Genomic DNA, 24583 nt, shown 5'->3' with positions numbered 1-24583 from the left:
TTAATAATATTTTATTGTACAACATAGTCAAAACCATGAAACGAATTTTCACAATAATCGGATTAGCCTTAATAGTTTTGTGCTGCTCAGAAAATAACAATGACCCAAATATAAAGTCGTTACTCGTTCAACAATTAAAGAATACTCATACAAATCAAGAATGGTTTGTGCCAACAAAAAAAGCGATAGAAGGCCTTACTCCAGAGCAATCGAATTGGAAAAACAATACTGAAGATCATTCGATTCGCGAATTGATTTCTCATCTAATTTTCTGGAATGAAATGAATTTAAAAGCTTTTAAAGGAGAAGAAGTTCCCGAATTTAACAATGACAATAAAGATACTTTTAAAAAAAATAGTGAGCTGGATTGGAAAAATGTAACTAAAAAACTAGATAGTATACAAACAGAATGGGAACAAGTGACTGAAAATGCATCTGAAAAACAAATAGCAGAATGGAATATTGAAATTGCAAATATGGCTTTACATACGGCCTACCACACTGGACAAATACTTTATATTCGAAAACTCAATGGTTGGTGGAAATAATGATAATGTAGAGTGAAATTAAAAATCAATAATCGGGAAAACACATTGCACAGCAACAGCCGATAAGTAATCAACTGAAGAGGTTTAGGTTATATTTACAAAAGCCTTCAAATTTATAATTTAATTCTGTATTCAATCCAAAAGTCAATATTGCTGCGTTTCTTCCAAAAGTCTTTTATATACAATATAAAATCTTAGACTACCCCTTTCTTCTTTTTATAATGTATGCCATTTCTCCAATAGGAAACACCTCCCAGAATAATCACAAAAGCAATAGAATAGAAAACAAAATCAGGAGTGATTACTTTATCTCCACTAGCATATGAATGTAATCCTTTAAGATAGAAATTTACTCCAAAATACGTCATTATAATTGATGCTACTGCAATAACAGACATTAAATTAAACCACCATCTACTTCGTAAACCAGGAACAAGTCTCATATGAATCACAAAAGCATATACCATGATACTTACCAAAGCCCATGTTTCTTTTGGATCCCATCCCCAGTAACGCCCCCAACTTTCATTAGCCCACATTCCGCCAAGGAAATTACCTATTGTAAGCATGACCAATCCAATGGTAAGAGCCATCTCGTTGATAATAGTAATTTCTTTTAAAGTAAGTTCCATTTTTTTCTTGTTCGACTTTGTTGTTAGGATGATAAGTAACAAAGAAAGAATTCCTAATATAGCTCCAACAAAGAAGGGGCCATAACTCCCAACAATTATGGATACATGTATCAATACCCAATAAGAATCCAAAACTGGTTGCAGATTAGCAATAGCGGGATCTGTCCAACTTTCATGTGCAAAAAACAATATGATAGCTGCCACAAAAGTAGTTGCCGCCATTGTCAAATTACTTCGTTTACCAAAAGCTAAACCTATTGCTAATGTAGTCCAGGCAACATATATCATAGACTCATAAGCATCACTCCATGGCGCATGACCTGAAACATACCAACGTATAATCAATCCTGCAGTATGTGAAATAAAAAGTAAGATTATGATTCCTATAGAACCGTTAATCAAACCTCTGATCACTTTTGAATCCTTGAATATTCTGGCAATTACAAAAATCATTAACAACAATCCTATTACCCCATAATATCTATATAGAGTTCTAAAAATATCATATTTATTCAAAGCAATTTCGGCTTTGATTTTTTTATCAGTAGGTAAAACTTCACTACCAAATTTCTTTTGAAAACTTTTTATACTTTTTATATACTGATCTGGCTTGCTATAGTCACCGGTTTTACGAGCTTCTAAAAGAGATTGTCTATAAATAGGAATAATTTGTCTGGTATACACAGAGTCCATTCCGGTAAACTTATATTCGTTTAATTCGGGAACAGAAACCCATTTATTACCTTCATCTCCCGGCACAGGAAAAACTCTAAGAATACCACCTCCCAAGGCTTGATTCAATAAATAAAATTTCTCATGAGTTTTTAAGAAATCTTTTTCAAAACTACTTGGCGTATTCGTACTACTTGCTTTTTCCAGATATGGAGCTAATTTATAAGATCCATCAGGCTCTACCAGATCAATTAATGAAACTCTTCTTTCTGTTTTTGGAACACCTAAAATCTTACGAATACTATCATTTTCTCTTTTAATCTCAATAATTGGAATGCTATACCAGATAAAAGGGTTCTCTACCATAGATACAAATACCTGATCTGCATTTAACCCTTCATAAGTATCTTTTTTACTGAGTTTACGTAGTAGTTCTGATGAAAAAGTATTCACAGGCTTCATTCGACCACGTTCATCTTGAATTACAATACTACCAAAATTAGCAGCATGCTCTTTTGGTACCATATTAGCCAGAATAACAGAGTCCAATTGTTTTTTACTTGGTAAGGTCTCCAAATGGGCATTATGATCTGGTAAATCTTGTCCAAAAGAAAATGTAGAAATCATCAATACCAAAATCATGGTCAATGTTTTCTTTTTTGCTTTCACTTTACTCAATTTTTCTTCTAGATCCTTAAAACGAGACCCCCTGGTAAATAGGATTAACATTAATCCCAGATACAATAACATATAACCGGCATAGGTAATTAAGGTCCCCCAACGATCATGATTTACAGAAAGTACAGTTCCTTTTTCGTCTGGATCAAAAGAAGCTTGAAAAAAACGATATCCTTTGTGATCCAAAATATGATTCATATAAATGTCATAAGGTTGAGAAGAGTTACCTTCTACAATATCAACTTTACTTTTAAATGACTTGTATACATTCTGTGTCCCTGGATATTTTTCTGCAATAAAATCGTTTAGTTTTAGCGCAAAAGGAAGTTCCATTTGCTTAGAGCCATATTTAAAATACATATCCAAACCTCCTAATGAGATCTTGGTCATATCATTATTAAAACCTTTACCCCCTAATAGTTTCACTTCTTTGCTCTCTCCATTTGAAGAAACATCAAGAACTAAAGCATCTTGCTGACCCTTTTCTTTTGTTTCGATAGGTACAATATCATATTCACCACGAATTACAGGATCTGGAATCACAAATTGCATTCCGGCAGTTTGATATAATGATCTAAGCATTAAAGGTTGAAGACTATCTTTAAAAACAAGTCCTTGCATTTGATCTGCCATTCTAAGAAAAGAGCCATCGAATGGAGAATCTATAAAATATTCATCATTTTCATATGTAATATTTATCGCTCCTTTGGTAGGCTTATTAAAAGACACTAATACATTATGTATATTGGATATTTCGCCTTCTTTTAGAAAATGATCGTGACGATTGCCATCTCCTGCTTCTACAACTTTAAGATAGTTATCTCCATCTTCTTTTTCTACCAATCCCAACTCTGCTCCCTGAATATAATTCTTATACCTAATTGTCACAGGCTGTTTATTATAATCGGTATCAATGGTAAAATCATTGTTTGTTGCCTGAGCGAGTTCTAAATCTTCAGAAACAATACGACGACGAGGCTCTCCATTAATTTCTCCATCCAAAAAGATGGTCAAATATGTTTTCTCAGAAAGAAAGGTGGTTGTAGTTTCTCCTTCTCGAATTGGCATTACACCTTCATAGCTAATATACCGGGTTACAAAAGCTCCAATAATGATTAGAATGAAAGATAAATGCAATAACAAAGTAGCCCATTTCTCTTTTTTATACAACCTATATCTTACAATGTTTCCGCAAAAATTAATAGCAAAAAAAACCATTATGGTCTCAAACCACCAAGTATTATAAATCCATATCCTTGCCGCTGTTGTACCGTGTGCATCTTCTAAGAATGTTCCTACCCCCATAGAGGCAGCAAAAACAATAAATAAAATTGCCATTAATCGTGTAGAGAACAAAATATTCGCTAGCTTATCTTGCATAATACCTTTCTTTTTTTAGCTCGGCAAATTTAATGTTTTTAGGGCGATATTATAAGATAATGCGCTTTTGATTTTAAGGTTTTAACAGAAATGTTAAACTTGTTTAAGTTTCAAGACAACTTCATTCTTTTTATATAAATATATATTGCATTTGATGTTTTTTTTATTCTTTTATTTCATCTTCATTTTATGATGATTTAATTTTGACACTTACTTTTATTTTAAAATAGAAATGAAAAAATGTATTACTCTGCTTTTTAAGGTAACTTCCTTATTTTTGCGAAATGATTAGAGTTACAATTTTAGGTGCAGGAAATGTGGCTAAACACTTATATAGTGCCTTTTGCAATCAACACTTGGTTACTATAGTACAATGCTATAATCGTAGAGGTATACCTTTACATGCTTCTCAAAAACAAGATACAGTTACATCAAACATCAATGCACTTAAAGAAGCCGATGTTTACATTTTGGCTGTAAGTGATGATGCAATTAAAGAAATCTCTGAATTATTGCCTTTTACCAATAGATTGGTTGTTCACACATCAGGTAGTGTTCCTATGAGTATTTTAAATAATGCTAACAGAGGAGGAGTATTTTATCCGTTACAAACATTTAGTAAAGATAAAGACATTGACTTTAGCACTGTACCTTTCTGTTTAGAATCTAAAAATGTAGAGGATCTCGAGCTACTAAAAAAACTCACCTATACACTTTCAGAAAAAGTTTATAGTATTTCTTCTGAACAACGTAATATATTACATGTATCGGCTGTATTCGTAAATAATTTTACTAATCATTTATTTTCAATAGGAAATGATATTTGTATAACACACGGAGTTCCTTTTGAAGTTTTACATCCTTTAATCCATGAAACCGTTGAGAAAATAACTAAAATGAATCCAGATTTAGCCCAAACAGGCCCGGCTATTCGAAATGATTCAAAAACAATTGAAAGACATTTAGGAATCTTAACAGATACCACACAAAAAGAAATATATCAAACGCTTACTAAAGCAATACAATCTAAATATGGAAAAAAGTTATAAAGAATACTTACAACACATCACCACCTTTATTTTTGATGTAGATGGAGTATTAACCGATGGAACCGTTCTCATTAATACCGATGGAGAATTACTTAGAACTATGAATATTAAGGATGGATATGCACTCAAAGCAGCAGTCCAGCAAGGTTTCAACGTATGTATAATTTCTGGAGGTAAAAATGAAGGCGTAAGAAAACGGCTTGAGGGATTGGAAATAACAGACATATATTTAGGCGCACATCATAAAACAAAACAATTAAATGAATACCTAAATTCAAAAAACATCAAACTAGAAAATGTTTTATACATGGGTGATGATATTCCTGATATGCCGGTTATGGAAATGGTAGGATTACCAACTTGCCCTCAAGATGCCGTTGCAGAAGTAAAGGAAATTTCTAAATATGTATCTTTCAAAAAAGGAGGCAAAGGATGTGTTAGAGATGTTATAGAACAAGTACTCAAAGTACAAAGTAAATGGATATCTAATTTTGACGCTAAAGCTTAATTGACATTTTATACCAGCACATGAAACTTGTATTTGCTACCAATAATAAAAATAAATTAAAAGAAGTACAGGCGTTAGTCCCAAAACATATCGAAATTGTTAGTCTAAATGATATTGGGTGTACAGAAGACATCCCTGAAACTTCGGGTACTATTGAAGGTAATGCCAAACAAAAAGCTGAATACATTAAAGATAATTATGGCTATGATTGTTTTGCTGACGACACAGGTTTAGAAGTAGAAGTACTAGACGATGCTCCTGGTGTATACTCTGCAAGATATGCTGGTGAAGATAAAGATGCAGAAGCCAATATGAATAAGCTTTTGAAAGAGCTAAATAAGGAAGAAAATCGTAATGCCCGATTTAAAACCGTAATTGTCTTAATTATTAATGGGAAATTAAAAACATTTACAGGAATTTGCTCTGGGACTATTACTGAAGATAAAAAAGGGCTTGGTGGTTTTGGCTATGACCCAATTTTTCTTCCGAATGGATATGATCAGACTTTTGCAGAACTTCCTTTATCAGAAAAAAATAAAATCGGTCATCGCGGAAAAGCTGTACAACAATTGATTCAATACTTATCTTAGTTACTGAGCTCCGGGAAAAGCTAACATATCCCCCATACCAACAGTAAAAAGCCAGTTTCCATAGATAGCATGTTCTATAGACACCAAAGTGGTTGATTTTGTTTTTTGATACGTATATGCAAATAGCAACCCTCCTACAAAGGTTAATACCTGAACCAGAAAACTACCTAAAAAAAGATGTGCTAGAGAGAAAAGAATAGCATTGATAAAAATAAACAACCATTTATTTCTTATTAATCCAGAATAGCGATCATAGAAAAATGTTCTGTAAATAATTTCTTGCGGCCAAACCGATAAAAACGTATACACAAATAGAATAATACCCCATACCTCTGGCCTTTTAATTAAAACAGAAAATAACTTATCTGGAGCAATTAAAAAAACATACATCCCTGTAACAACAACAATGATAGCTAGTTTTATAACCGTTTCTTTCCAGAAAGGCCTCCAATATGCCTTATCAGGGAATTTTAGCTTTAATAACCCTTTTCGCTTAAGAAGAATTAAAATATAAACAAAACCAGTAATAGCTAGTATTGCCTTTATCAATTTAGGATATTCTATCAAAAAACTTGTAGGTAATAAAACAAAAAGGAAGAATAACTCAAAACCTTTGTATGTACTGGTTTCCATTAATTTATTTTTTGACTAATTTCTACATAAAAATTAAACTAAATATCTTTTTAACAAAAAAAAACCTCCGGGGTTCGAGGCTTTTTTTGTGTTAGGGGTAATTTAATTTAAAAACGCTTAGTTCAATTCAACGAGGCAATCAATATTTTTATAATGTTTTTATTTATATTTTTCTTTCGTACACTTCAAAGATATGAGGTAATGGTCTAAAGTTTTTTTATAATTAGATGAGCCTCAACTTTTCTATCGATGAAATACTTTAAAATGCCGACGAAACAAAAATATATTATATAAAGTCGATAATAACAAGAAAAGCTTACATATAAAAAAAGCCTCTTGGGGGAAGAGGCTTTATCAACAAATCAATTAATCGAAAAAACATTTAGTTCAATAAGGATAATCAATATTATTAAATAGGTACGTATGTCCTATTGTATATTTATTTAAAAAGCCTCAGGGGGTATGAGGCTTACTAGGTTAAGGGGGCAAAAAAAGTTTAAATCAATCAAACAACTCAATTTTTCTCTTACTTTCCTTCTTTCACACTTCAAAAGTAAGATGTATCACTAATATTATGATAAAATCATAGTTCACAAAACTCAATATAATCGATAAAAAACACAAAACATCGATTAAAAGCATTTTAACTCCTGAAAATCGAAATTTTCATTTTAAAATTCGATAACAATTTCTTTCCTATAGCAATTAAACTCTATTCAGACATTGCATAACTTTTATTAATATCGTAACATTACATCCATAAAATTTCGAATACCACATATGGAAAGTCAAAACATCACACCTACCGATCCCAAAAACGAGAATATTATAGAAAACAAGGAATTAAATATTTGGGAAGCTTTAATCCCTATATTTATTTTGGTAGGAATGTTATTTTATAATGTTTCTTTTGCTTTTGGTGATGATGCCCTTAGTGGTAGTAATCAGTTTATCTTACTTCTTGGAGCTGCTGTTGCAGCTATTGTAGGTTTTTTTAATAAGGTATCCTATAAACAAATGATGGAAGAAGTTGCCCGGAATGTAAAATCCACAACAGGAGCGTTACTCATTTTACTAATGGTAGGATCTTTGGCAGGCACATGGTTGATTAGTGGTATTATTCCAACTATGATCTATTATGGTTTACAAATTCTTAATCCTACTATTTTTCTTGCAGCTTGCGTTATTATATGCGCTATCATATCCATAGCAACAGGAAGTTCATGGACTACGTCGGCTACTGTAGGTATTGCCCTTATAGGAATAGGTGATACATTAGGTATTTCATTAGGAATGACAGCTGGAGCTGTGATATCCGGAGCTTATTTTGGAGATAAAATGTCACCTTTATCCGACACTACAAACCTTGCTCCTGCAATGGCTGGAGGCGAATTATTTTCGCATATTAAATACATGACCTACACTACCGTTCCAACGATAGTAATAACACTACTTGTTTTTATAATTATTGGTTTTACTATAGATACCTCGGGTACTCCAGAAATTGGTGAACAATTAAAAGCTATAGATGAAGCTTTTAATATTTCTCCCTGGTTATTTATTGTTCCTGTTTTAGTGATAGGATTAATTATCAAAAAAACACCTCCTTTGATCGCTTTACTTGCCGGAACTCTACTAGGAGCAATAGCAGCAATAATTGCACAACCTGAGATTGTAACACAAATTGCAGGAAGTACAGAACTTACTTTTAATTCTGCGTATATCGGTGTTATGAAAGCTATGACTGTTGATACTGCTGTAGAAACCAGTAGTGCAGAACTTAATGATTTATTTTCTGCTGGAGGCATGTCAGGGATGTTAGGAACTATCTGGTTAATTGTATGTGCCATGGTTTTTGGTGGTGTTATGGATGCCATAGGAGCTCTAGCAAGAATTAGTAAAGCTCTTTTAAATTTGTTCGATTCTGTTTTCGGACTTTTTGCGAGTACCGTTGTAAGTTGTTTAGCATTGAATGTAACTGCATCTGATCAATATCTTGCTATTGTTGTTCCAGGAAGAATGTATGCCAAAGCTTTTAAAGATAAAGGACTAGCTCCCGAAAATCTAAGTCGTACTCTTGAAGATTCTGGTACAGTGACTTCTGTTTTAGTTCCATGGAACACCTGTGGTGCTTATCAAAGTGGAGTTCTAGGTGTACCCGTTGTTGATTATTTCTTCTTTGCAATTTTCAATTGGTTAAGTCCTTTTATGACTTTACTTTTTGCGGCATTCAGAATAAAAATAAAACAATTGGCAAAAGCTTAATATGTATTATAATATAAATAAAAAACTCACTGAAATCAGTGAGTTTTTTATTTTCTATACAATCGGAATTGGTTTCTTATTATTATCAATAGCTACAAATTTAAAATGCCCAGAAACTGCTATCTCCCGTTCGTAACTATACATTTCTTCTTTATAAATATCAACCTTTACCAAACAACTTGTTCTGCCAACTTTAACCACCTTTGCTACAAGTTCGATAATAGTACCCGCTGGAATCGGTTTCTCAAAATCAATTTTATCGGTAGAGATTGTAACCACCTTTTTCCGACTAAAACGAGTAGCGCAAATAAACGAAACTTCATCCATAAGCTGCAATGCTGTTCCTCCAAACAAAGTTTCATAATGATTTGTTGTGTTTGGAAATACAGCTTTAAAAATTCTAGTCTCAGATGTTTTGATTAATTCATCTATAGTATTCATACAATTGCGATATAGTTTTTTCTTATCATTTTATCTATCAAAGGTAAATGTTATCATACTATCTTTGTGACATATTAAAAAAAACTTCGGATGAATATTATAGAAAGTTTGCAATGGCGATATGCTACCAAAAAATTTGACAGCACCAAAATTCTAACCCAACAAAAAATAGATACACTTACTCAAGCGTTTAACCTTACAGCTACTTCTTATGGCTTACAACCACTGAAGTTAGTGATCATAAAAGATAAAAAACTACAAAAACAATTAACAGAGCATTCCTGGAATCAGGCCCAAGTTGCTGATGCCTCTCATGTACTTGTTTTTTGTATTGAAAATGAAGTTGGAAAAAAATACATTACAAAACATTTTGATAATGTAAAGGCTACGAGAAATACGCCAGATGAAATACTAAAACCTTTTAAAGAGCAATTAGTAGATTCTTTTGAAAACAAACCCTCAGAAGAAATTCTCAATTGGGCTGCAAAGCAAGCATATTTGGCTATGGGAAATTTACTTACAGTATGTGCTATAGAACAAATCGATTCTTGTCCTATGGAAGGTTTTATTCCAGAAAAATATAATGAGATTTTAAAACTTAATGAATTAGGACTTTCATCTGTATTAGTACTACCTATAGGATATAGAGCAAAAGATGATATGTTTTCAGAATTCAAAAAAGTAAGACGTCCTATTACAGATACCATTATTAACATCTAAGTCTCTAATAGATAGATATCTTAGATCAGATCAATTCAACACGATTTGTAATAATTAAAAAAATCTAAAATATAGACAGTAAAATCAAAACTCTTTTCGGTATTTTTGCCGAAAGGAGTTTTCTAATTTAATACTGTAGCTATGCCAGGATTTGAGTTATTCGGAGCTGAAGAAAAGAAAGAAGTTCAAGACGTTTTGGACAATGGGGTTTTGATGCGATATGGATTTGACCCTATGAGAAATGGTCATCATAAAGCCTTAGAACTAGAAAGGGATTTAGCAAAAAGAATGCAAACTCAATATGCCCAGGTGGTATCCAGTGGAACTGCTGCGTTAACGGTAGCATTAGCATGTGCTGGTATTGGCTCTGGTGATGAAGTTATAATGCCCACCTTTACATTTGTTGCTAGTTTTGAGGCTATATTATCTGTTGGAGCGGTACCTGTTTTATGTGATATTGATGATACATTAACTTTAGATCCAAAAGCAGTAGAAGCTTCTATAACTTCTAAAACTAAAGCTATCATGCCTGTTCATATGTGTGGATCTATGGCTGACCTTAAGGCACTAAAGGCGATTTGTAAAACTCACAATCTTATACTATTAGAAGATGCATGCCAAGCTATTGGAGCAACTTATGATAATAAACCCCTTGGAAGTTACGGTGACCTGGGTTGCTTCTCTTTTGACTATGTAAAAACAATTACTTGTGGTGAAGGAGGCGGAATTATTACTAATTCTGAGATATTTGCTGATCGAGCACATAAATATCAAGATCATGGACATGATCATGTTGGTAATGATCGAGGAGCAGAAACTCATCCTTTTCTAGGATATAATTACAGGTTATCAGAGTTAAATGCAGCTGTAGGAATTGCTCAACTAAGGAAATTAGATCACACCCTTGAAATACAAAAGAAAAATTATACTATCTTACGTGAAGCATTATCCTCAGTGCCCGAAGTAACTTATAGACGAGTTCCAGAAACCGGAGTAGAAAGTTATGCTTTTCTTAATATATTTTTACCTACAGAAGACCTTGCAAGAAAAGCTCATAAAGCCTTAGGAGAACATGGGGTTGATGCGTGTTTTTATTGGTTTGACAATAACTGGCATTACTATAAAAAATGGGAACATCTTTTAGAACAAAAATCTCTTAGCAAACTTTCACAAGAAGTACAATCAGGCTTACAAAAAAATAACAAGTCTTTTGATGCCAGTGACGCATGGATGGGTCGTACTATTTCATGTCTTATAAAGTTAAATTGGACTGAAGCAGAAGTTACAGAAAGAGCTTCAAAAATGGTTGAAGCTATACAAAGTGTTCTGGTAAAAAGTATATCATAATAGAGTATTTAATCTAGTACTCTACATAATCTACAATTTCAAGACCGTATCCTATCATACCTACACGTTTTTGCTGCACAGTATTAGACACTAGGCGTAGTTTATGAATATTAATATCATGTAATATCTGTGCTCCTATTCCAAAATCTTTACTATCCATAACAATGTTAGGAGCTTTTACTACCTCTTTTCCGTTTTGGATTTCTTTTAGTGCACTTAAACGTCCTAATAGATTAAGTGATTGACTTTCTTGATTAATAAAAATTATTGCCCCTTTACCCTCAGAATTTATTCGTTTAAACATGGCATCTAACCTTTTATCAGCATTATTAGTTAATGTTCCAAGGATATCATTATTAAACAATGTAGAATTCACTCTTGTTAGAACAGGTTCATTTTCTTTCCATGTGCCAAGGGTCAAAGCAATATGAATTTGATTATTTGTAGTCTGTTTATATGCTCGAAGTCTATAATTTCCAAAACGAGTAGCTATATCAAAATCTTCTTTTTTCTCGATAAGTGAATCATGCTGCATTCTATATGCTACAAGATCTTCAATAGAGACTAATTTGAGATCAAATTTCTTAGCGACTTCTAATAATTGAGGTAGACGAGCCATAGTACCGTCTTCATTTAGGATTTCAACTAAAATTCCAGCAGGCTTTAATCCTGCTAATCTAGCTAAATCCACAGCTGCTTCGGTATGTCCGGTACGCCTTAGTACTCCTCCATTTTTTGCTCTTAAAGGAAAAATATGACCTGGTCTTCCTAAATCATGAGATCTCGTATTTTCATCAACCAGGGCATGAATAGTTTTTGCACGATCATGTACTGATATTCCCGTTGTACATCCATGACCAATCAAATCTACAGACACTGTAAATTGCGTTTCGTGTAAAACTGTATTATTTTGAACCATCATATCCAGATTCAATTCTTCACAACGATCAATAGTCAGTGGTGCACAAATCAGTCCTCGTCCATGAGTAGCCATGAAATTAATCATCTCTGGAGTCACTTTTTCTGCTGCCGCAATAAAATCTCCTTCATTTTCTCTATCCTCATCATCTACTACGATAATCACCTTTCCTTGTCGAATATCTTCAATCGCCTCTTGAATGGTGTTTAGCTTAATTTTATTTTTGGTCTCAGTAATTTGTGACATAGTAATACTCTTATAATATAGTTCCTACAAAGATATCTAAAAAGAAATCTATTTTTTGGATTTAGATGATCGTTTTATAAAGAAATCTCGTATTGGTTGAATAAAGCTATCAAAGTTAAAAACTCCGCGATCAGTAGTTGCTCTATAAGTAAAAAATATACTTAAAGGAAATATGATAAATGTAGAAAGCCAGGAACCAATAAATGGAGGTATCCCACCTTCTTCTGCACTATTCTTTGCGAAAATCCCAATAAAATGATATGTCAAAAATAATGCTACCCCAATCACGATAGGTAATCCTAATCCTCCTTTTCGAATTATAGCACCTAACGGAGCTCCAATAAAAAACAATAATATACAAGAAATCCCTAAAGAATATTTGTCATGCAATGACATTTCATATTTATTAAGAGCTCTTTTTCTAAATGTTAGATTTTTATGAGAAGTATCTAACTTTCGTATTACTCCTTCTGTATTAGATATTGCAATATGGTAAATTTGTATTTTCTTTTCGGTTGTGAAATAATCTCGTATTTCCAAAGTATCAGTACTTGTTTTAGGAATCGAGTCTATACTTAGGTTTTTATTTAGCCCTTCATATCCTATTCTTCTATCAATTTCGGTTTTTACATTCTTCACTTCATTATTGACCTGAATTGATAACGTATCTATCTCTTCTTTTAACCCTCCAACATTAAGCATATTATATCCTTTACTATATTGTTGTGCATCTACATCAACATTATCTAAAGAAGAGAGATCTAAATTTAAGACATACTTTTTGAAGTATGTTTTGGCAAAAGGTAATTTATCTCTTTTCTGTGGGGAGTTTTGCTGAATTTCATCATAATAATTACCGTCGTTAAGTATAAGTGTAATCAGATCAGAATTAACATTACCTTTTAATTCTCCATTTACTGCCTTTATTACTGTAAAATTACCCGGTCTTGCAGCCTTTTTATGTATAATAACATCTCTTAGAAACTGATCATTATCACCGTACTTTTCGGCTACCTTAATATTTATATCTCCAATATCATTAAACTGATTAGCAGTAATTACCCTTGCTGGTTTTATTTTAACCAGGTTCTTTCTAAGGTTTATAAACCTCTTCTCAGAAGCTGGAATTACTGTATTAGAAAAAAGAAACGCCCCAATACCTACAAAAAATATAAAAACAGATAACGTTCTCATTGCACGTTGTAATGATATTCCAGACGATTTCATTGCCGCAAACTCATAATTTTCAGCAAAATTTCCAAAAATCATAATCGAAGTCAGTAAAATAGTCAATGGCAAAACCATAGGAATTAACCTTGGGGTCGCAAACGTCAAAAATTTTAAAATTACCGAAAGATCCAAATCTTTACCCGCTAACTCTGATATAAATAACCATATAGTCTGTAATAAAAGGATAAACATTATAATGATAAAGAGCGGAAAAAATGTCTTTACAAAAGTAGTTAAAATGTATCTATCTAGAATCTTCACTCGTCTTGTCTATTTTAACAACCTATACCATAGGTCTATTAAAATTTAAAGAACGGGTATAAAAAATACACGTCCTCTAAAATATTTTTTAAAGTTTAATATTTAATTAATCCAATCGATTAATATAGTAATTCTCATATTTTGATTCATCAAATACAAATAATGTTTTTGAAAGTGGTTGATTGGTTTTAAAACTATTTACTGTAATTGTAACATTAGTACCATTATTTTGTTTTTGAATCATTTTGTAAATATGCTTTGTTTGTTTATCAATACCAAGTAATACTTCTTTTAAATCACTTTTGGAATCAATAGGGGTTAATTTTACAAATTGAATTTTTCTACCCTTTATATCCTGAACAACATCCATTTTATATGAATACCCTTCTTTATAAAAGGATAACATTTTTGAAGGAGTTACACTGGCGCCATCCTCATCATTCTGAGATGAAATATTTATTTCTTCATCCTCAGGAATAACTACATGGAGTTTTTTACCATCGTACATTTGTTCTGTCCCCATGATTTTAAGAAGGTACTTATTTCCTTGCAGTGTTACATCTCCCCTGGTTTCCTGAGAAACATTTTCTGTTGGATTATTAAGAGAATATTTAAAGTCTATTACAATATTAGAATATCCTTGTACCTTATTAGAAACTTCATCCAAAAGGCCCTTTGCGCTTTGCGCTTGTATAGCCATGGTACTTACTAAAAATAGTAAAAGTAGTATCTTTCTTATCATTTTATACATTTCTTCTATTAATTACTTATGGTTGATTATTTATGACCACTTCTTCAGAGATCTATTCATTATCTAATAGTTGTTTAAGCGATGACAAATCAGAGACTAAAACTTGTCTTGCTTTACTACCTTCAAAAGGTCCTACAACCCCAGCAGCTTCAAGTTGATCTATCAATCTACCTGCTCGGTTATATCCTAATTTTAATTTTCTTTGTAATAAAGACGCCGATCCTTGCTGTGCTGTTACAATTACTTCTGCAGCTTCTGCAAAAAGCTTATCTCTATCTTTTTTATCTATATCAAGACTTGTGCCACTTTCTTCTCCAATATATTCTGGTAATAGGTGTGCATCTGGATATGCTTTTTGACTTCCAATATATTCTGTAATTCTCTCTACTTCTGGTGTATCCACAAAGGCACATTGTATCCTGATCAGATCATTTCCTTGAGTGAATAACATATCTCCTCTACCTATTAATTGGTCTGCTCCTCCGGTATCCAGAATAGTTCGTGAATCTATTTTAGACGTAACTCTAAATGCAATTCTGGCAGGAAAGTTTGCTTTTATCATCCCCGTGATGACATTTACAGATGGCCTTTGAGTAGCAATAATAAGGTGTATACCAATTGCTCTTGCTAGCTGAGCTAATCGTGCGATTGGTGTTTCTACTTCTTTACCCGCAGTCATAATAAGATCTGCAAACTCATCTACTACAAGCACAATATAAGGTAAGAAACGATGTCCATTTTCTGGATTTAATTTTCTTGCTTTAAATTTTGCGTTATATTCTTTAATATTACGAACCATTGCATTTTTCAACAAGTCGTAACGTGTATCCATCTCAATACAAAGTGAGTTAAGTGTATTAATTACCTTGGTATTATCAGTAATTATTGCTTCTTCAGTATCAGGTAGTTTTGCCAAATAATGTCGTTCGATCTTATTAAATAAAGTCAGTTCCACCTTTTTAGGATCCACAAGCACAAATTTTACTTCTGCAGGATGCTTTTTATATAGTAATGAAGTCAGAATTGCATTGAGTCCAACAGATTTACCTTGTCCCGTTGCTCCTGCCATAAGAAGGTGAGGCATTTTGGCTAAATCTACCACAAATGTCTCATTTGAAATCGTTTTCCCTAAAGACAAAGGCAATTCCATCTCTGCATTTTGAAACTTTGAAGATGCAATTGCAGATCTCATTGATACAATAGTAGAATTTTTATTGGGAACCTCTATACCAATAGTTCCTTTGCCTGGTATGGGTGCTATTATACGAATACCCAGTGCAGCCAATGATAATGCTATATCATCTTCAAGATTTTTAATTTTAGAAATTCTAATACCTGCTTCTGGTACAATCTCATAAAGTGTTACCGTAGGCCCTACGGTAGCTTTAATCTGAGCTATTTCTATCTTATAGTTTTTGAGCGTTTCAACAATACGATTTTTATTTTCCTCAAGCTCTCCTTGATCTATAGTAATCCCACCAGTTTTAGTTGTGTAATCTTTTAGAAGGTTAATCCCCGGAAACTTATAATTTCCTAATTCTAATTTTGGATCAAATTCACCAAAATCTTTAACCAATTTAGCACTTAGGTTTTCTACAACTTCTTCTTCTACCGTAGTTTCGACTTCCATTGCAATATCCTCAGGATTATCTTCAGATTTTATGATTAACTTTTCGGGAACATCATTATCTCTATTTTTGGGATCTCCATAGAAATCATTCACGGTAGGGTTTAATGTAATTTCCTTTGTGTCCTCTTTTTTTATCGCAACTTCTTTTTCTTTTTCCTTGTCTTCATCTTTTTTGCGATAATCTTTAGATTTGGCAATAATAGCGTCTATTCTTTCTTTAATACTAGAACCAGAATTATCAGTATCATTTTTTACAGTATTATCAGAAACAGCTTGACCATTAGTACTTGCTTTTGAAGTAGATTCATAATCCTTAACAATATTTTTTTGCGTACTTTTTAATGAATCTGATATTTTTTCCGGAGTATATCTAAGTCGAACTACTATATATACAATAGCAAAAAACGCTAGTACTAAAACTGTACCTATAAAACCAATATAATCCCTAAGAAAATCATTACTTTCATACCCAATAACACCTGCTAGTAACCCACCATCCTTTTCTACAAAACCTAAGACCACTGATATCCATAACATCACTAACACTCCCCAAAACCAGAATCCTAACAGTCGTTTTTTATTCAGGTCAAAAAACAGATATACTCCAGATAACGAAGTTAATACAGGTAAAATTAAAGCAGAAACTCCAAATCCTTTAAAAATAAAGAAATGACTTACCGTAGCTCCAAATTTACTTAGCCAGTTTTTTGGAGACGATGTTCTATTATAAAATTCGGATATTTCACTTTGGTCAATTTTCCAGTTAAAGAAAAATGAAATAAAAGCAAAAAATAGCCCTATCCCCAGAAAGAACAAAAAACTTCCCAAGACAACTTTTTGTTGTCGAGATAATGTAAATTTTTCTTTCAGTGATTTTTTAGGTTTTTTTACTGTTTTCCTTTTTGTACTTACCTTTCTTTTAGCCATTTTTTGGATGTCTTACCGCAAAAATACGAATATCTATATTGGAACGTAAAAATGACTGAAAAATTTTCTAAATGAAATATGGAACATAAATTATTGCTCCTATAATTACAGCTGTAATCGCAGCTATAAAAACAGCTCCTGCCGCTATATCCTTAATCAAACCAATTTTATTATGAAAATCAGGATGTATGAAATCTGCTATAGCTTCGATCGCAGTATTCAGGCCTTCTATACTCATTACTAAACCTATAGCAAAAATTTGTAAAATCCATTCAATTGAAGTGATATCAAAATAAAAACCCAATGTAATCATAAGTAAGGCAATACCAACCTGTACTTGTATACTTGGCTCAGTTTTTATCAATAAAACAGCACCTTTAAATGCATAACCACAACCTCGAAGCCTGCCGACAATAAACTTTAACATTTTATTCATTAGATCTTATGACAACGTTTTAAGTGCTGCAGAATAATCAGGTTCCTGTACAATTTCCGGAACTTGCTCTGTATACAACACATTTGCATCTTCATCTAAAACAATAACAGCTCTTGAATGTAATCCCTGCATTGGTCCATCAATAATCTCTACACCGTAGTTTTTTCCAAAATCACCATTCTTAAAATCAGAATGATTAATTACATTATCCAGACCTTCTGCTCCACAAAAACGAGCCTGGGCAAACGGTAAATCTCTAGAAATACATAACACTTTAGTGTTAGACAAATGACTAGCTTCTTTATTAAATTCTCTAACTGAAGCAGCACAAATTCCTGTATCTATAGATGGAAAAATATTAAGTACAACTCTAGATCCTTTATAATCTGATAATTTTATTGTGGACAAATCGGTATTTACCAATTCAAAATCTGGTGCCTTCTGTCCTACTTCTGGCAATGTACCGTTGGTATGTATCGTATTTCCTTTTAATGTTATTGAAGCCATAATAAATGATTGTTATTTTTAGTGGTTTAAAATTAATAAGATTAAATGGTAATATTCATAAAGTTTTTAGAAAATAAAAAAACCTTCTGATTTTAGAAGGTTTTTTTATTTTCTATTTGTCTATTGACCCAAGAACTCTTTTCATAAAATCATTGAGAGCATCTTTCTTAGAGCTTCCTTCTTTTATCATTTTATCAACTTCTAAAGCTCCATACATATTTGAAATAAGTTCCCCTATAACATCTAATTCTTCATCTTTAAGAGAAGGAACTTCTGTTAAAGCTTCTAAGGTTTCGATAGTTTCTACTACAAAATCCTCATCGTTTTCTTCAATAAAACTTGTAAGATGTTTAATTATTGGTAACTTCATCTACTAATTCTTTAAGAACATCAAATTTATTTGTCTGAACCTGATTCTTAAAAGAACCTTCTTTGAAAGTAGCAAATGTAGGAAGATTGTCGACAGTTGCCATTTTTCTTGATTCAGGATATTTTTCTGCGTCTACAATAACAAAAGTGGTGTTTTCATTTTCAGAAGCTAATTTTTTAAATTTTGGCTTCATTATTCTACAGTTACCGCACCAAGATGCAGAATATTGAACAATTACGGTATTACTATCCTTCACTAGTTGAGAAAGGTTATCTTCTGTTAACTCTTGAATCATATCAATTAAATTAATATTTAGTAAAGAATTTCTCCAGAGTGACTTCTCTGGAGAAATCCAAAACAATGGTTATACTATTTAATGAGAAGCTAAATAAGAAGCTACTCCTTTTCTATCTGCATTCATTGCATCTTTTCCTTCTTCCCAGTTTGCTGGACATACTTCACCATTTTTCTGTACATGTGAATATGCATCAATCAATCTCAAGAATTCTGCTACATTTCTACCAACAGGCATATGATTTATTCCTTCATGAAAAACAGTACCTTCTTCATCTATTAAGTATGTTGCTCTATAAGTAACATTATCACCTTCTACAGTAACTACTCCAGTCTCCTCATTATACGTTTCATTAGTGATATCAAGAATTCCTAATGTACTAGAAAGGTTACGATTAGAATCTGCTAGAATTGGATATGTAACTCCTTCAATACCTCCATTATCTTTAGATGTATTTAACCATGCAAAATGTACTTCTGGAGTATCACATGAAGCACCAATAACTATGGTATTTCTTTTTTCAAATTCTCCTAACGCTTCTTGAAAAGCATGTAACTCGGTCGGACAAACGAATGTAAAATCCTTAGGATACCAAAAAAGTAATACTTTTTTACCTTTGTTTTTTGCCTCTTCTAAAACATTAAGTTTAAAAGTATCCCCCATATCATTCATTGCGTCAACGTCTAGATTTGGGAATTTTTTACCTACAAATGCCATATTTTAATTTTTAAAAATTTATAATTGATTAATCTTTTGACAGCGCAAATATACATCTACTTAAACAACTAAAATTGTTGCACAATTTTAATTCTTTATATATAGATAGTTTTTTCTAATCATTAACAGTTTTCTTATAAAAAAACAATAATTCCTACAACAACATTGATTTACCTACAAAAAATACGGATAAATAGCACTTTTTTTACGGTGAATTGCACGATGTTAAATCTATTTTCGTATTTTCGTCCACGTATATTAACCAGAATTATTAATAGTTGAAAAACGTTATTCAACATATAACCATCTTATTTTTAATAGGTTTTACTCAAGTTGTACAATCTCAATCTTCTATAGTTTCAGATAGTATTCAAAGCTATATTGAAAAAGCAGAAAAATTGCAAGAAGAATACAAGTATGAGCAATCTTTTGAAATCGCTAAAGCTGCACTTCAAAATGCACAATACAATAATGATGATAAAAGTTTAGGCTATATCTATAATATTATTGCAAAAAATTATGAAATAAGTGAAAATGATAATAAAGCAAGAAGTAATTACAGAAGAGCACTTACTTATGCTAGAAGTTCAAAAAGTAAAGTATTAGAAACTGATCTTTATAATAATCTTGCACGTGTTTATACAAAACATAATCTCACTCGAAAAAAAGGAGTAGATTATTATAAAAAATCTTATGAATTCGCTATAAAACTAAATGATACATCTAGAATGATAAGACCACTATTAAACCTTGGTGAGTATTATATTTCTAGAAATGACTTTGATAGCGCTTATGAATACCTTGCTCCTGCAAGAAAACTGGTACATGAAAAATCTTCAAACCTTGTTAAAACCAAATTAAGTGGACTTTTAGGAAGATACTTTTTAAGTGTACGTAGGTTCGAGGAATCCGAAGAATATACAGATCAAGCTATATCATATGCCCTTGGAGAAACCAAAAACAAGGAAAACAATGATGAAATGATTTCTACATTTTATGAAGAGCTTGCTTCTGCGTATGAAGCTAAATCTGAACTTTATCGCAAACAAGATGATTATCAAAGAGCATATCATTTTCAGAAAAAACAGTTTCAAAATATCCTTCAAGCAAAAGATTATAAAAAACTAATAGAACTTCAACGTGCTAATATTAAATATGAAGTTGATGTTATTAAAGAAAATATAAAAATAGCGCAGGATCAAAAAAAGGAAAGCGAATCAGAGGTTGTTAAATGGAGAATCAGTATCATTCTTGGTATTATATTAATTCTTATTTCTCTGGCTTTCTTAATAAGTTCATATAAAAACAATATTCAGAAGAAAAGACTTAACAATGATCTTATTGACAAAAACAAGGAACTAATTAGTGCAAAAGAGACTGCAGAACAGGTGTCAACCTTAAAATCTCAGTTTATATCTACAGTTAGCCATGAGCTTAGAACTCCGTTATATGGTGTTATTGGACTTACCTCCTTACTTATGGAGAACCCAGACAAAAAGAAAAAAAATGAATACTTAGAATCATTAAAATTTTCTGGAGATTATCTTTTGGCACTAATCAATGATGTTTTACAGCTAAGTAAGATAGAAACTAATGAGGTAAAATTAGAAAAAGTTTCTTTTGATGTTAGAACTTTAATAGAAGGTATTGTTAATTCTCTTCATACCAAACAAAAAAGTAATAACAACACAGTACATATTGACATTGATAAAAAGATAACCACTACATTATTAGGTGACTCTGTAAGGCTTTCGCAAATATTAATAAATCTGATCGGTAATGCTCTTAAATTTACTAAAGATGGAAATATTTGGGTTAGTGTAAAATGTCTGGATTCTAAAAAGGATAGTCATGTTCTTCGTTTCATTGTAAGGGATGATGGAATAGGAATCCCTAAAAACAAACAACAAACTATTTTTGACAACTTTGCCCAGGTAAAAAATGAAAATCAAGAATATGAAGGAACCGGACTTGGACTGGCTATTGTAAAGAAACTTATTCATCTTCATAATAGTGAAATCCACATTACTAGTAAAGAAGGAAAAGGTTCTGAGTTTTATTTTGATTTATTCTATGAAAAAGCAGTTAAAGAACAAGAAATTTCTTTAAAATCCGGAGAAAACCTTAGTATAGGAACAAGCAATTTTAATGTTCTTATTGTCGATGATAATAAGATTAATCAAATTGTAACTCAAAATATCTTAAAAAAGAAAGGATACACCTGTAATATTGCCAGCAATGGTATGGATGCCATAGAAATGATAAAAAATGAAAAATTTGACCTTGTATTAATGGATATAAATATGCCAGAAATGAATGGTCTTGAGGCAACCAAAGTAATACGTACATTTAATCCAAACATTCCAATTATTGCATTAACTGCCGTAGAAGAAGGAGAAGTAAGAGGCCAGGCTTTATCTGTAGGTATGAATGATGTAATTATTAAACCGTACGACACACAACAATTCTTCCAATCGATAATGAGAAACATTTCTAAAGTAAAAATGTTTTAGTCTGAGGTAGACCTTATCAAAAATCATATCCTATTTAGATTTAATCTGTTAAATCTTATTCGAATTCTTCTGAATATCTTAATTTAGATGCAAAAACTTGTAAGACTTATCGCATTAACTATGGATACACAAAAAATGGGTTTTAATACCATATGTACTCATCTTGGAGAAATTAAAGATGAACAATTTAAAGGTGCTGTTTCACCTATATATATGTCTACTTCATATGCTTTTGAAGATGTAGATATAAAACGCTACCCAAGATACTTTAATACTCCAAATCAGGAAGCATTATCCAAAAAAATAGCTAAACTTGAAAAAGGAGAATCTGCTTTAATTTTTGGCAGTGGAATGGCAGCTATAAGCACAACATTATTTGCGTTCTTACAAAAAGGAGATCATATAGTTTTACAACGAACATTATATGGAGGAACTGCAAATCTCGTTAATGAAGAATTTGAAAAACACGGAATAGAATTTTCTTATGTAGACACACAAACGTCTGAAGGTTTTAAAGAAAAAATAAAACCTAATACTAAAGTAATTTACATAGAAACCCCTTCTAATCCTCTATTAACGATTACCGATATTAAAGCCGTCGCTGATTTAGCAAAAGAAAACAACATTATCACAATGATCGATAATACTTTTGCTTCGCCAGTCAATCAAAACCCAATTGAATTGGGAATAGATATTGTTTTACATTCTGCCACCAAATATCTTGGTGGTCATAGTGATATTCTTGCCGGAGCGGTGATTTCTTCTGAAAAAAATATGGATCAGATTTTTCAGGTTGCTAAAAATTTCGGAGGTAGTCTGAGCGATTTTACAGTATGGATGCTAGAAAGAAGTATAAAAACGTTAGGAATTCGAGTAAAACAACAAAACAAAAATGCTTTAAAACTTGCCAAATGGCTAGAAAAACATCAAGATATTTCTGCAGTGTATTATCCAGGACTAAAATCTCATCCTGATTATAAAATTGCCAAAAAGCAAATGAAAGGGTACGGAGGTATGCTATCTTTTGAATTAAAAGAAGGGCTTAACGCTAGTAAGTTTCAAAAAGAATTAAGACTAATCAAAAGTTCTATGAGTCTTGCAGGAGTAGAAAGTACTATACTCTCCCCTACTCTTACTTCTCACGCTTTACTTACAGAAGAAGAAAGAGCTTTACAAGGAATAAGCGATGGACTATTGAGACTTAGTGTAGGTATTGAAGAAGATGAAGATTTAACACAAGATATCCAACAAGCCATAGAAAAGGTAAAAATTCTAGAATTAGAGCATTAAATATGAAATTAGACATTCTAGCAATAGGAGCTCATCCAGATGATATAGAGTTAAGTTGTTCGGGAACCATAGCCAAAGAAGTTGCGCTAGGAAAAAAAGTCGGAATCCTAGATCTTACCAGAGGTGAATTAGGAACAAGAGGTACTCCAGAGATTAGAGATCAGGAAGCAAAAAATGCTGCTAAGGTATTAGGAGTTTCTGTACGAGAGAATCTAAATTTTAGAGATGGTTTTTTTACAAATGATGAAGAACATCAATTAGCAATTATACAAAAAATAAGAAAGTATAAGCCCGAGATTGTGCTCTGTAATGCAATTACTGATAGACATATTGACCATGGCAAAGGAAGTAAATTAACAAGTGATGCTTGCTTTTTATCAGGTCTAAGAAGGATAGAAACTTTTGATGATAAAGAAGTTCAGGAAGCTTGGCGACCAAAACATGTGTTTCATTATATTCAATGGAAAAATATTGAACCTGATTTTGTAGTTGATATAAGTGATTATATAGATGTGAAAATGGATAGTGTTATCGCTTATGAATCTCAATTTTATGATCCAAATAGCAATGAACCCTCAACTCCTATATCAAGTAAAAATTTTATGGATAGTATTCGCTATAGAGCAAATGATTTAGGAAGAATTATTGGTGTAGAATATGCAGAAGGTTATACCGTAGAACGCTATGTAGCAGTCAATTCTATTTTTGATTTAATATAATATCATTTTTTGTTTTGTAGAAATGTAAAAATGACTTATTTTTGCACCCGAAATTAAATGGTGGTTGTAGCTCAGTTGGTTAGAGCATTGGTTTGTGGTACCAAGGGTCGCGGGTTCGAATCCCGTCTTCCACCCTTAATAAAAAAAAAGCCCTTTTTTAAGGGCTTTTTTCTTTTTAAATGTGTCCCGTCCTGAAATAAGTTGACACAAAATTGACTTATTTATGAAACATTCAGAACAAGCAAGGAAGAAGCGTACACAACGAGATTACAATTTAGGCTTTAAATTGGCAATAGTTTCTCAAGTAGA

At 32.1% G+C, this 24583-nt stretch carries 22 protein-coding genes and 1 tRNA gene; 11 read left to right on the top strand and 12 right to left on the bottom strand.

The features are described from left to right. Nucleotides 1-35 precede the first annotated feature (35 nt). The gene (locus tag DK442_RS23145) at nt 36-548 is read left to right on the top strand and encodes a DinB family protein (protein WP_109438301.1); all 513 of its coding nucleotides are present in this window, start codon (nt 36-38) and stop codon (nt 546-548) included. 194 nt (nt 549-742) lie between these two features. Here DK442_RS23145 and ccsA read toward each other — a convergent pair whose 3' ends face one another. Next, nucleotides 743-3910, bottom strand: coding sequence for a cytochrome c biogenesis protein CcsA (gene ccsA, locus DK442_RS23140; protein ID WP_109438300.1), 3168 nt, complete (start codon nt 3908-3910; stop codon nt 743-745). 284 nt (nt 3911-4194) lie between these two features. On the opposite strand from ccsA, the gene DK442_RS23135 reads away from it, so the two are divergent. The 3 genes from DK442_RS23135 to DK442_RS23125 are packed head-to-tail and all read left to right on the top strand — an operon-like array spanning nt 4195 to nt 6057. After that, nucleotides 4195-4959, top strand: coding sequence for a Rossmann-like and DUF2520 domain-containing protein (locus DK442_RS23135; protein WP_109438299.1), 765 nt, complete (start codon nt 4195-4197; stop codon nt 4957-4959). Next, entirely contained in the window at nt 4943-5467 is a 525-nt protein-coding gene (locus DK442_RS23130; RefSeq protein ID WP_109438298.1) for an HAD family hydrolase, read from the top strand. Before DK442_RS23135 ends, DK442_RS23130 begins: the two co-directional genes overlap by 17 nt. 20 nt (nt 5468-5487) lie before the next feature. Beyond that, entirely contained in the window at nt 5488-6057 is a 570-nt protein-coding gene (locus tag DK442_RS23125; RefSeq protein WP_109438297.1) for a non-canonical purine NTP diphosphatase, read from the top strand. Here DK442_RS23125 and DK442_RS23120 read toward each other — a convergent pair whose 3' ends face one another. Further along, the gene (locus DK442_RS23120) at nt 6058-6690 is read right to left on the bottom strand and encodes a CPBP family intramembrane glutamic endopeptidase (RefSeq protein ID WP_109438296.1); all 633 of its coding nucleotides are present in this window, start codon (nt 6688-6690) and stop codon (nt 6058-6060) included. A 780-nt stretch (nt 6691-7470) separates the two neighbouring features. Here DK442_RS23120 and nhaC point away from each other — a divergent pair. Continuing rightward, the gene (gene nhaC / locus DK442_RS23115; RefSeq protein WP_109438295.1) at nt 7471-8955 is read left to right on the top strand and encodes a Na+/H+ antiporter NhaC; all 1485 of its coding nucleotides are present in this window, start codon (nt 7471-7473) and stop codon (nt 8953-8955) included. A gap of 54 nt (nt 8956-9009) precedes the next feature. On the opposite strand, the gene DK442_RS23110 is transcribed toward nhaC, so the two are convergent. Beyond that, nucleotides 9010-9396 carry an acyl-CoA thioesterase gene (locus DK442_RS23110; protein ID WP_109438294.1) on the bottom strand — a complete coding sequence of 129 codons (387 nt, stop codon included), beginning with the start codon at nt 9394-9396 and terminating at the stop codon, nt 9010-9012. A 90-nt stretch (nt 9397-9486) separates the two neighbouring features. Between DK442_RS23110 and DK442_RS23105 the strand changes: the two genes are divergently transcribed. Together DK442_RS23105 and DK442_RS23100 are read left to right on the top strand one after the other, a co-directional pair. After that, on the top strand, nt 9487-10116 hold the full coding sequence (locus DK442_RS23105; RefSeq protein WP_109438293.1) for an NAD(P)H-dependent oxidoreductase: 630 nt from the start codon (nt 9487-9489) through the stop codon (nt 10114-10116). Nucleotides 10117-10257: 141 nt separating this feature from the next. Next, nucleotides 10258-11463, top strand: a complete 1206-nt coding sequence (locus DK442_RS23100) for a DegT/DnrJ/EryC1/StrS aminotransferase family protein (RefSeq protein WP_109438292.1) — start codon at nt 10258-10260, stop codon at nt 11461-11463. Nucleotides 11464-11476: 13 nt separating this feature from the next. On the opposite strand, the gene ribB is transcribed toward DK442_RS23100, so the two are convergent. From ribB to DK442_RS23055, 9 genes are all read right to left on the bottom strand, one after another. Further along, a complete protein-coding gene (gene ribB, locus DK442_RS23095; protein ID WP_109438291.1) occupies nt 11477-12628 on the bottom strand; it encodes a 3,4-dihydroxy-2-butanone-4-phosphate synthase in 1152 nt (383 codons plus the stop codon). 48 nt (nt 12629-12676) lie between these two features. Next, nucleotides 12677-14119 (bottom strand): LptF/LptG family permease, encoded by a 1443-nt coding sequence (locus tag DK442_RS23090; protein WP_109438290.1) that lies wholly within the window; start codon nt 14117-14119, stop codon nt 12677-12679. A 106-nt stretch (nt 14120-14225) separates the two neighbouring features. Next, nucleotides 14226-14861 carry an outer membrane lipoprotein carrier protein LolA gene (locus DK442_RS23085; RefSeq protein WP_109438289.1) on the bottom strand — a complete coding sequence of 212 codons (636 nt, stop codon included), beginning with the start codon at nt 14859-14861 and terminating at the stop codon, nt 14226-14228. 61 nt (nt 14862-14922) lie between these two features. Then, nucleotides 14923-17427 (bottom strand): DNA translocase FtsK, encoded by a 2505-nt coding sequence (locus tag DK442_RS23080; RefSeq protein WP_109438288.1) that lies wholly within the window; start codon nt 17425-17427, stop codon nt 14923-14925. A gap of 67 nt (nt 17428-17494) precedes the next feature. After that, nucleotides 17495-17854, bottom strand: a complete 360-nt coding sequence (locus DK442_RS23075) for a diacylglycerol kinase (protein WP_109438287.1) — start codon at nt 17852-17854, stop codon at nt 17495-17497. A 15-nt stretch (nt 17855-17869) separates the two neighbouring features. After that, nucleotides 17870-18370 carry a thiol peroxidase gene (tpx, locus tag DK442_RS23070; protein ID WP_109438286.1) on the bottom strand — a complete coding sequence of 167 codons (501 nt, stop codon included), beginning with the start codon at nt 18368-18370 and terminating at the stop codon, nt 17870-17872. Nucleotides 18371-18482: 112 nt separating this feature from the next. After that, the gene (locus tag DK442_RS23065) at nt 18483-18740 is read right to left on the bottom strand and encodes a hypothetical protein (protein ID WP_109438285.1); all 258 of its coding nucleotides are present in this window, start codon (nt 18738-18740) and stop codon (nt 18483-18485) included. Further along, nucleotides 18721-19035, bottom strand: a complete 315-nt coding sequence (locus DK442_RS23060) for a co-chaperone YbbN (protein ID WP_109438284.1) — start codon at nt 19033-19035, stop codon at nt 18721-18723. Before DK442_RS23060 ends, DK442_RS23065 begins: the two co-directional genes overlap by 20 nt. A gap of 78 nt (nt 19036-19113) precedes the next feature. Then, nucleotides 19114-19752 carry a peroxiredoxin gene (locus tag DK442_RS23055; protein WP_109438283.1) on the bottom strand — a complete coding sequence of 213 codons (639 nt, stop codon included), beginning with the start codon at nt 19750-19752 and terminating at the stop codon, nt 19114-19116. A 278-nt stretch (nt 19753-20030) separates the two neighbouring features. On the opposite strand from DK442_RS23055, the gene DK442_RS23050 reads away from it, so the two are divergent. The 4 genes from DK442_RS23050 to DK442_RS23035 all read left to right on the top strand — a co-directional run bounded on the left by DK442_RS23050 (nt 20031) and on the right by DK442_RS23035 (nt 24409). Beyond that, nucleotides 20031-22265 carry a response regulator gene (locus tag DK442_RS23050; RefSeq protein ID WP_109438282.1) on the top strand — a complete coding sequence of 745 codons (2235 nt, stop codon included), beginning with the start codon at nt 20031-20033 and terminating at the stop codon, nt 22263-22265. Nucleotides 22266-22385: 120 nt separating this feature from the next. Then, entirely contained in the window at nt 22386-23555 is a 1170-nt protein-coding gene (locus DK442_RS23045) for a PLP-dependent aspartate aminotransferase family protein (protein ID WP_109438390.1), read from the top strand. 2 nt (nt 23556-23557) lie between these two features. Beyond that, nucleotides 23558-24274, top strand: a complete 717-nt coding sequence (gene bshB1 / locus DK442_RS23040; protein WP_109438281.1) for a bacillithiol biosynthesis deacetylase BshB1 — start codon at nt 23558-23560, stop codon at nt 24272-24274. A 59-nt stretch (nt 24275-24333) separates the two neighbouring features. Continuing rightward, a tRNA-His gene (locus DK442_RS23035) sits at nt 24334-24409 on the top strand. Nucleotides 24410-24583 lie beyond the last annotated feature (174 nt).

It is taken from the genome of Aquimarina sp. AU119 (assembly GCF_900312735.1).
In the GTDB taxonomy this organism is placed as follows: domain Bacteria; phylum Bacteroidota; class Bacteroidia; order Flavobacteriales; family Flavobacteriaceae; genus Aquimarina; species Aquimarina algiphila.
Note: the sequence above shows the minus strand (reverse complement) of the source record. Positions and strands in the feature narration are given on the sequence as shown.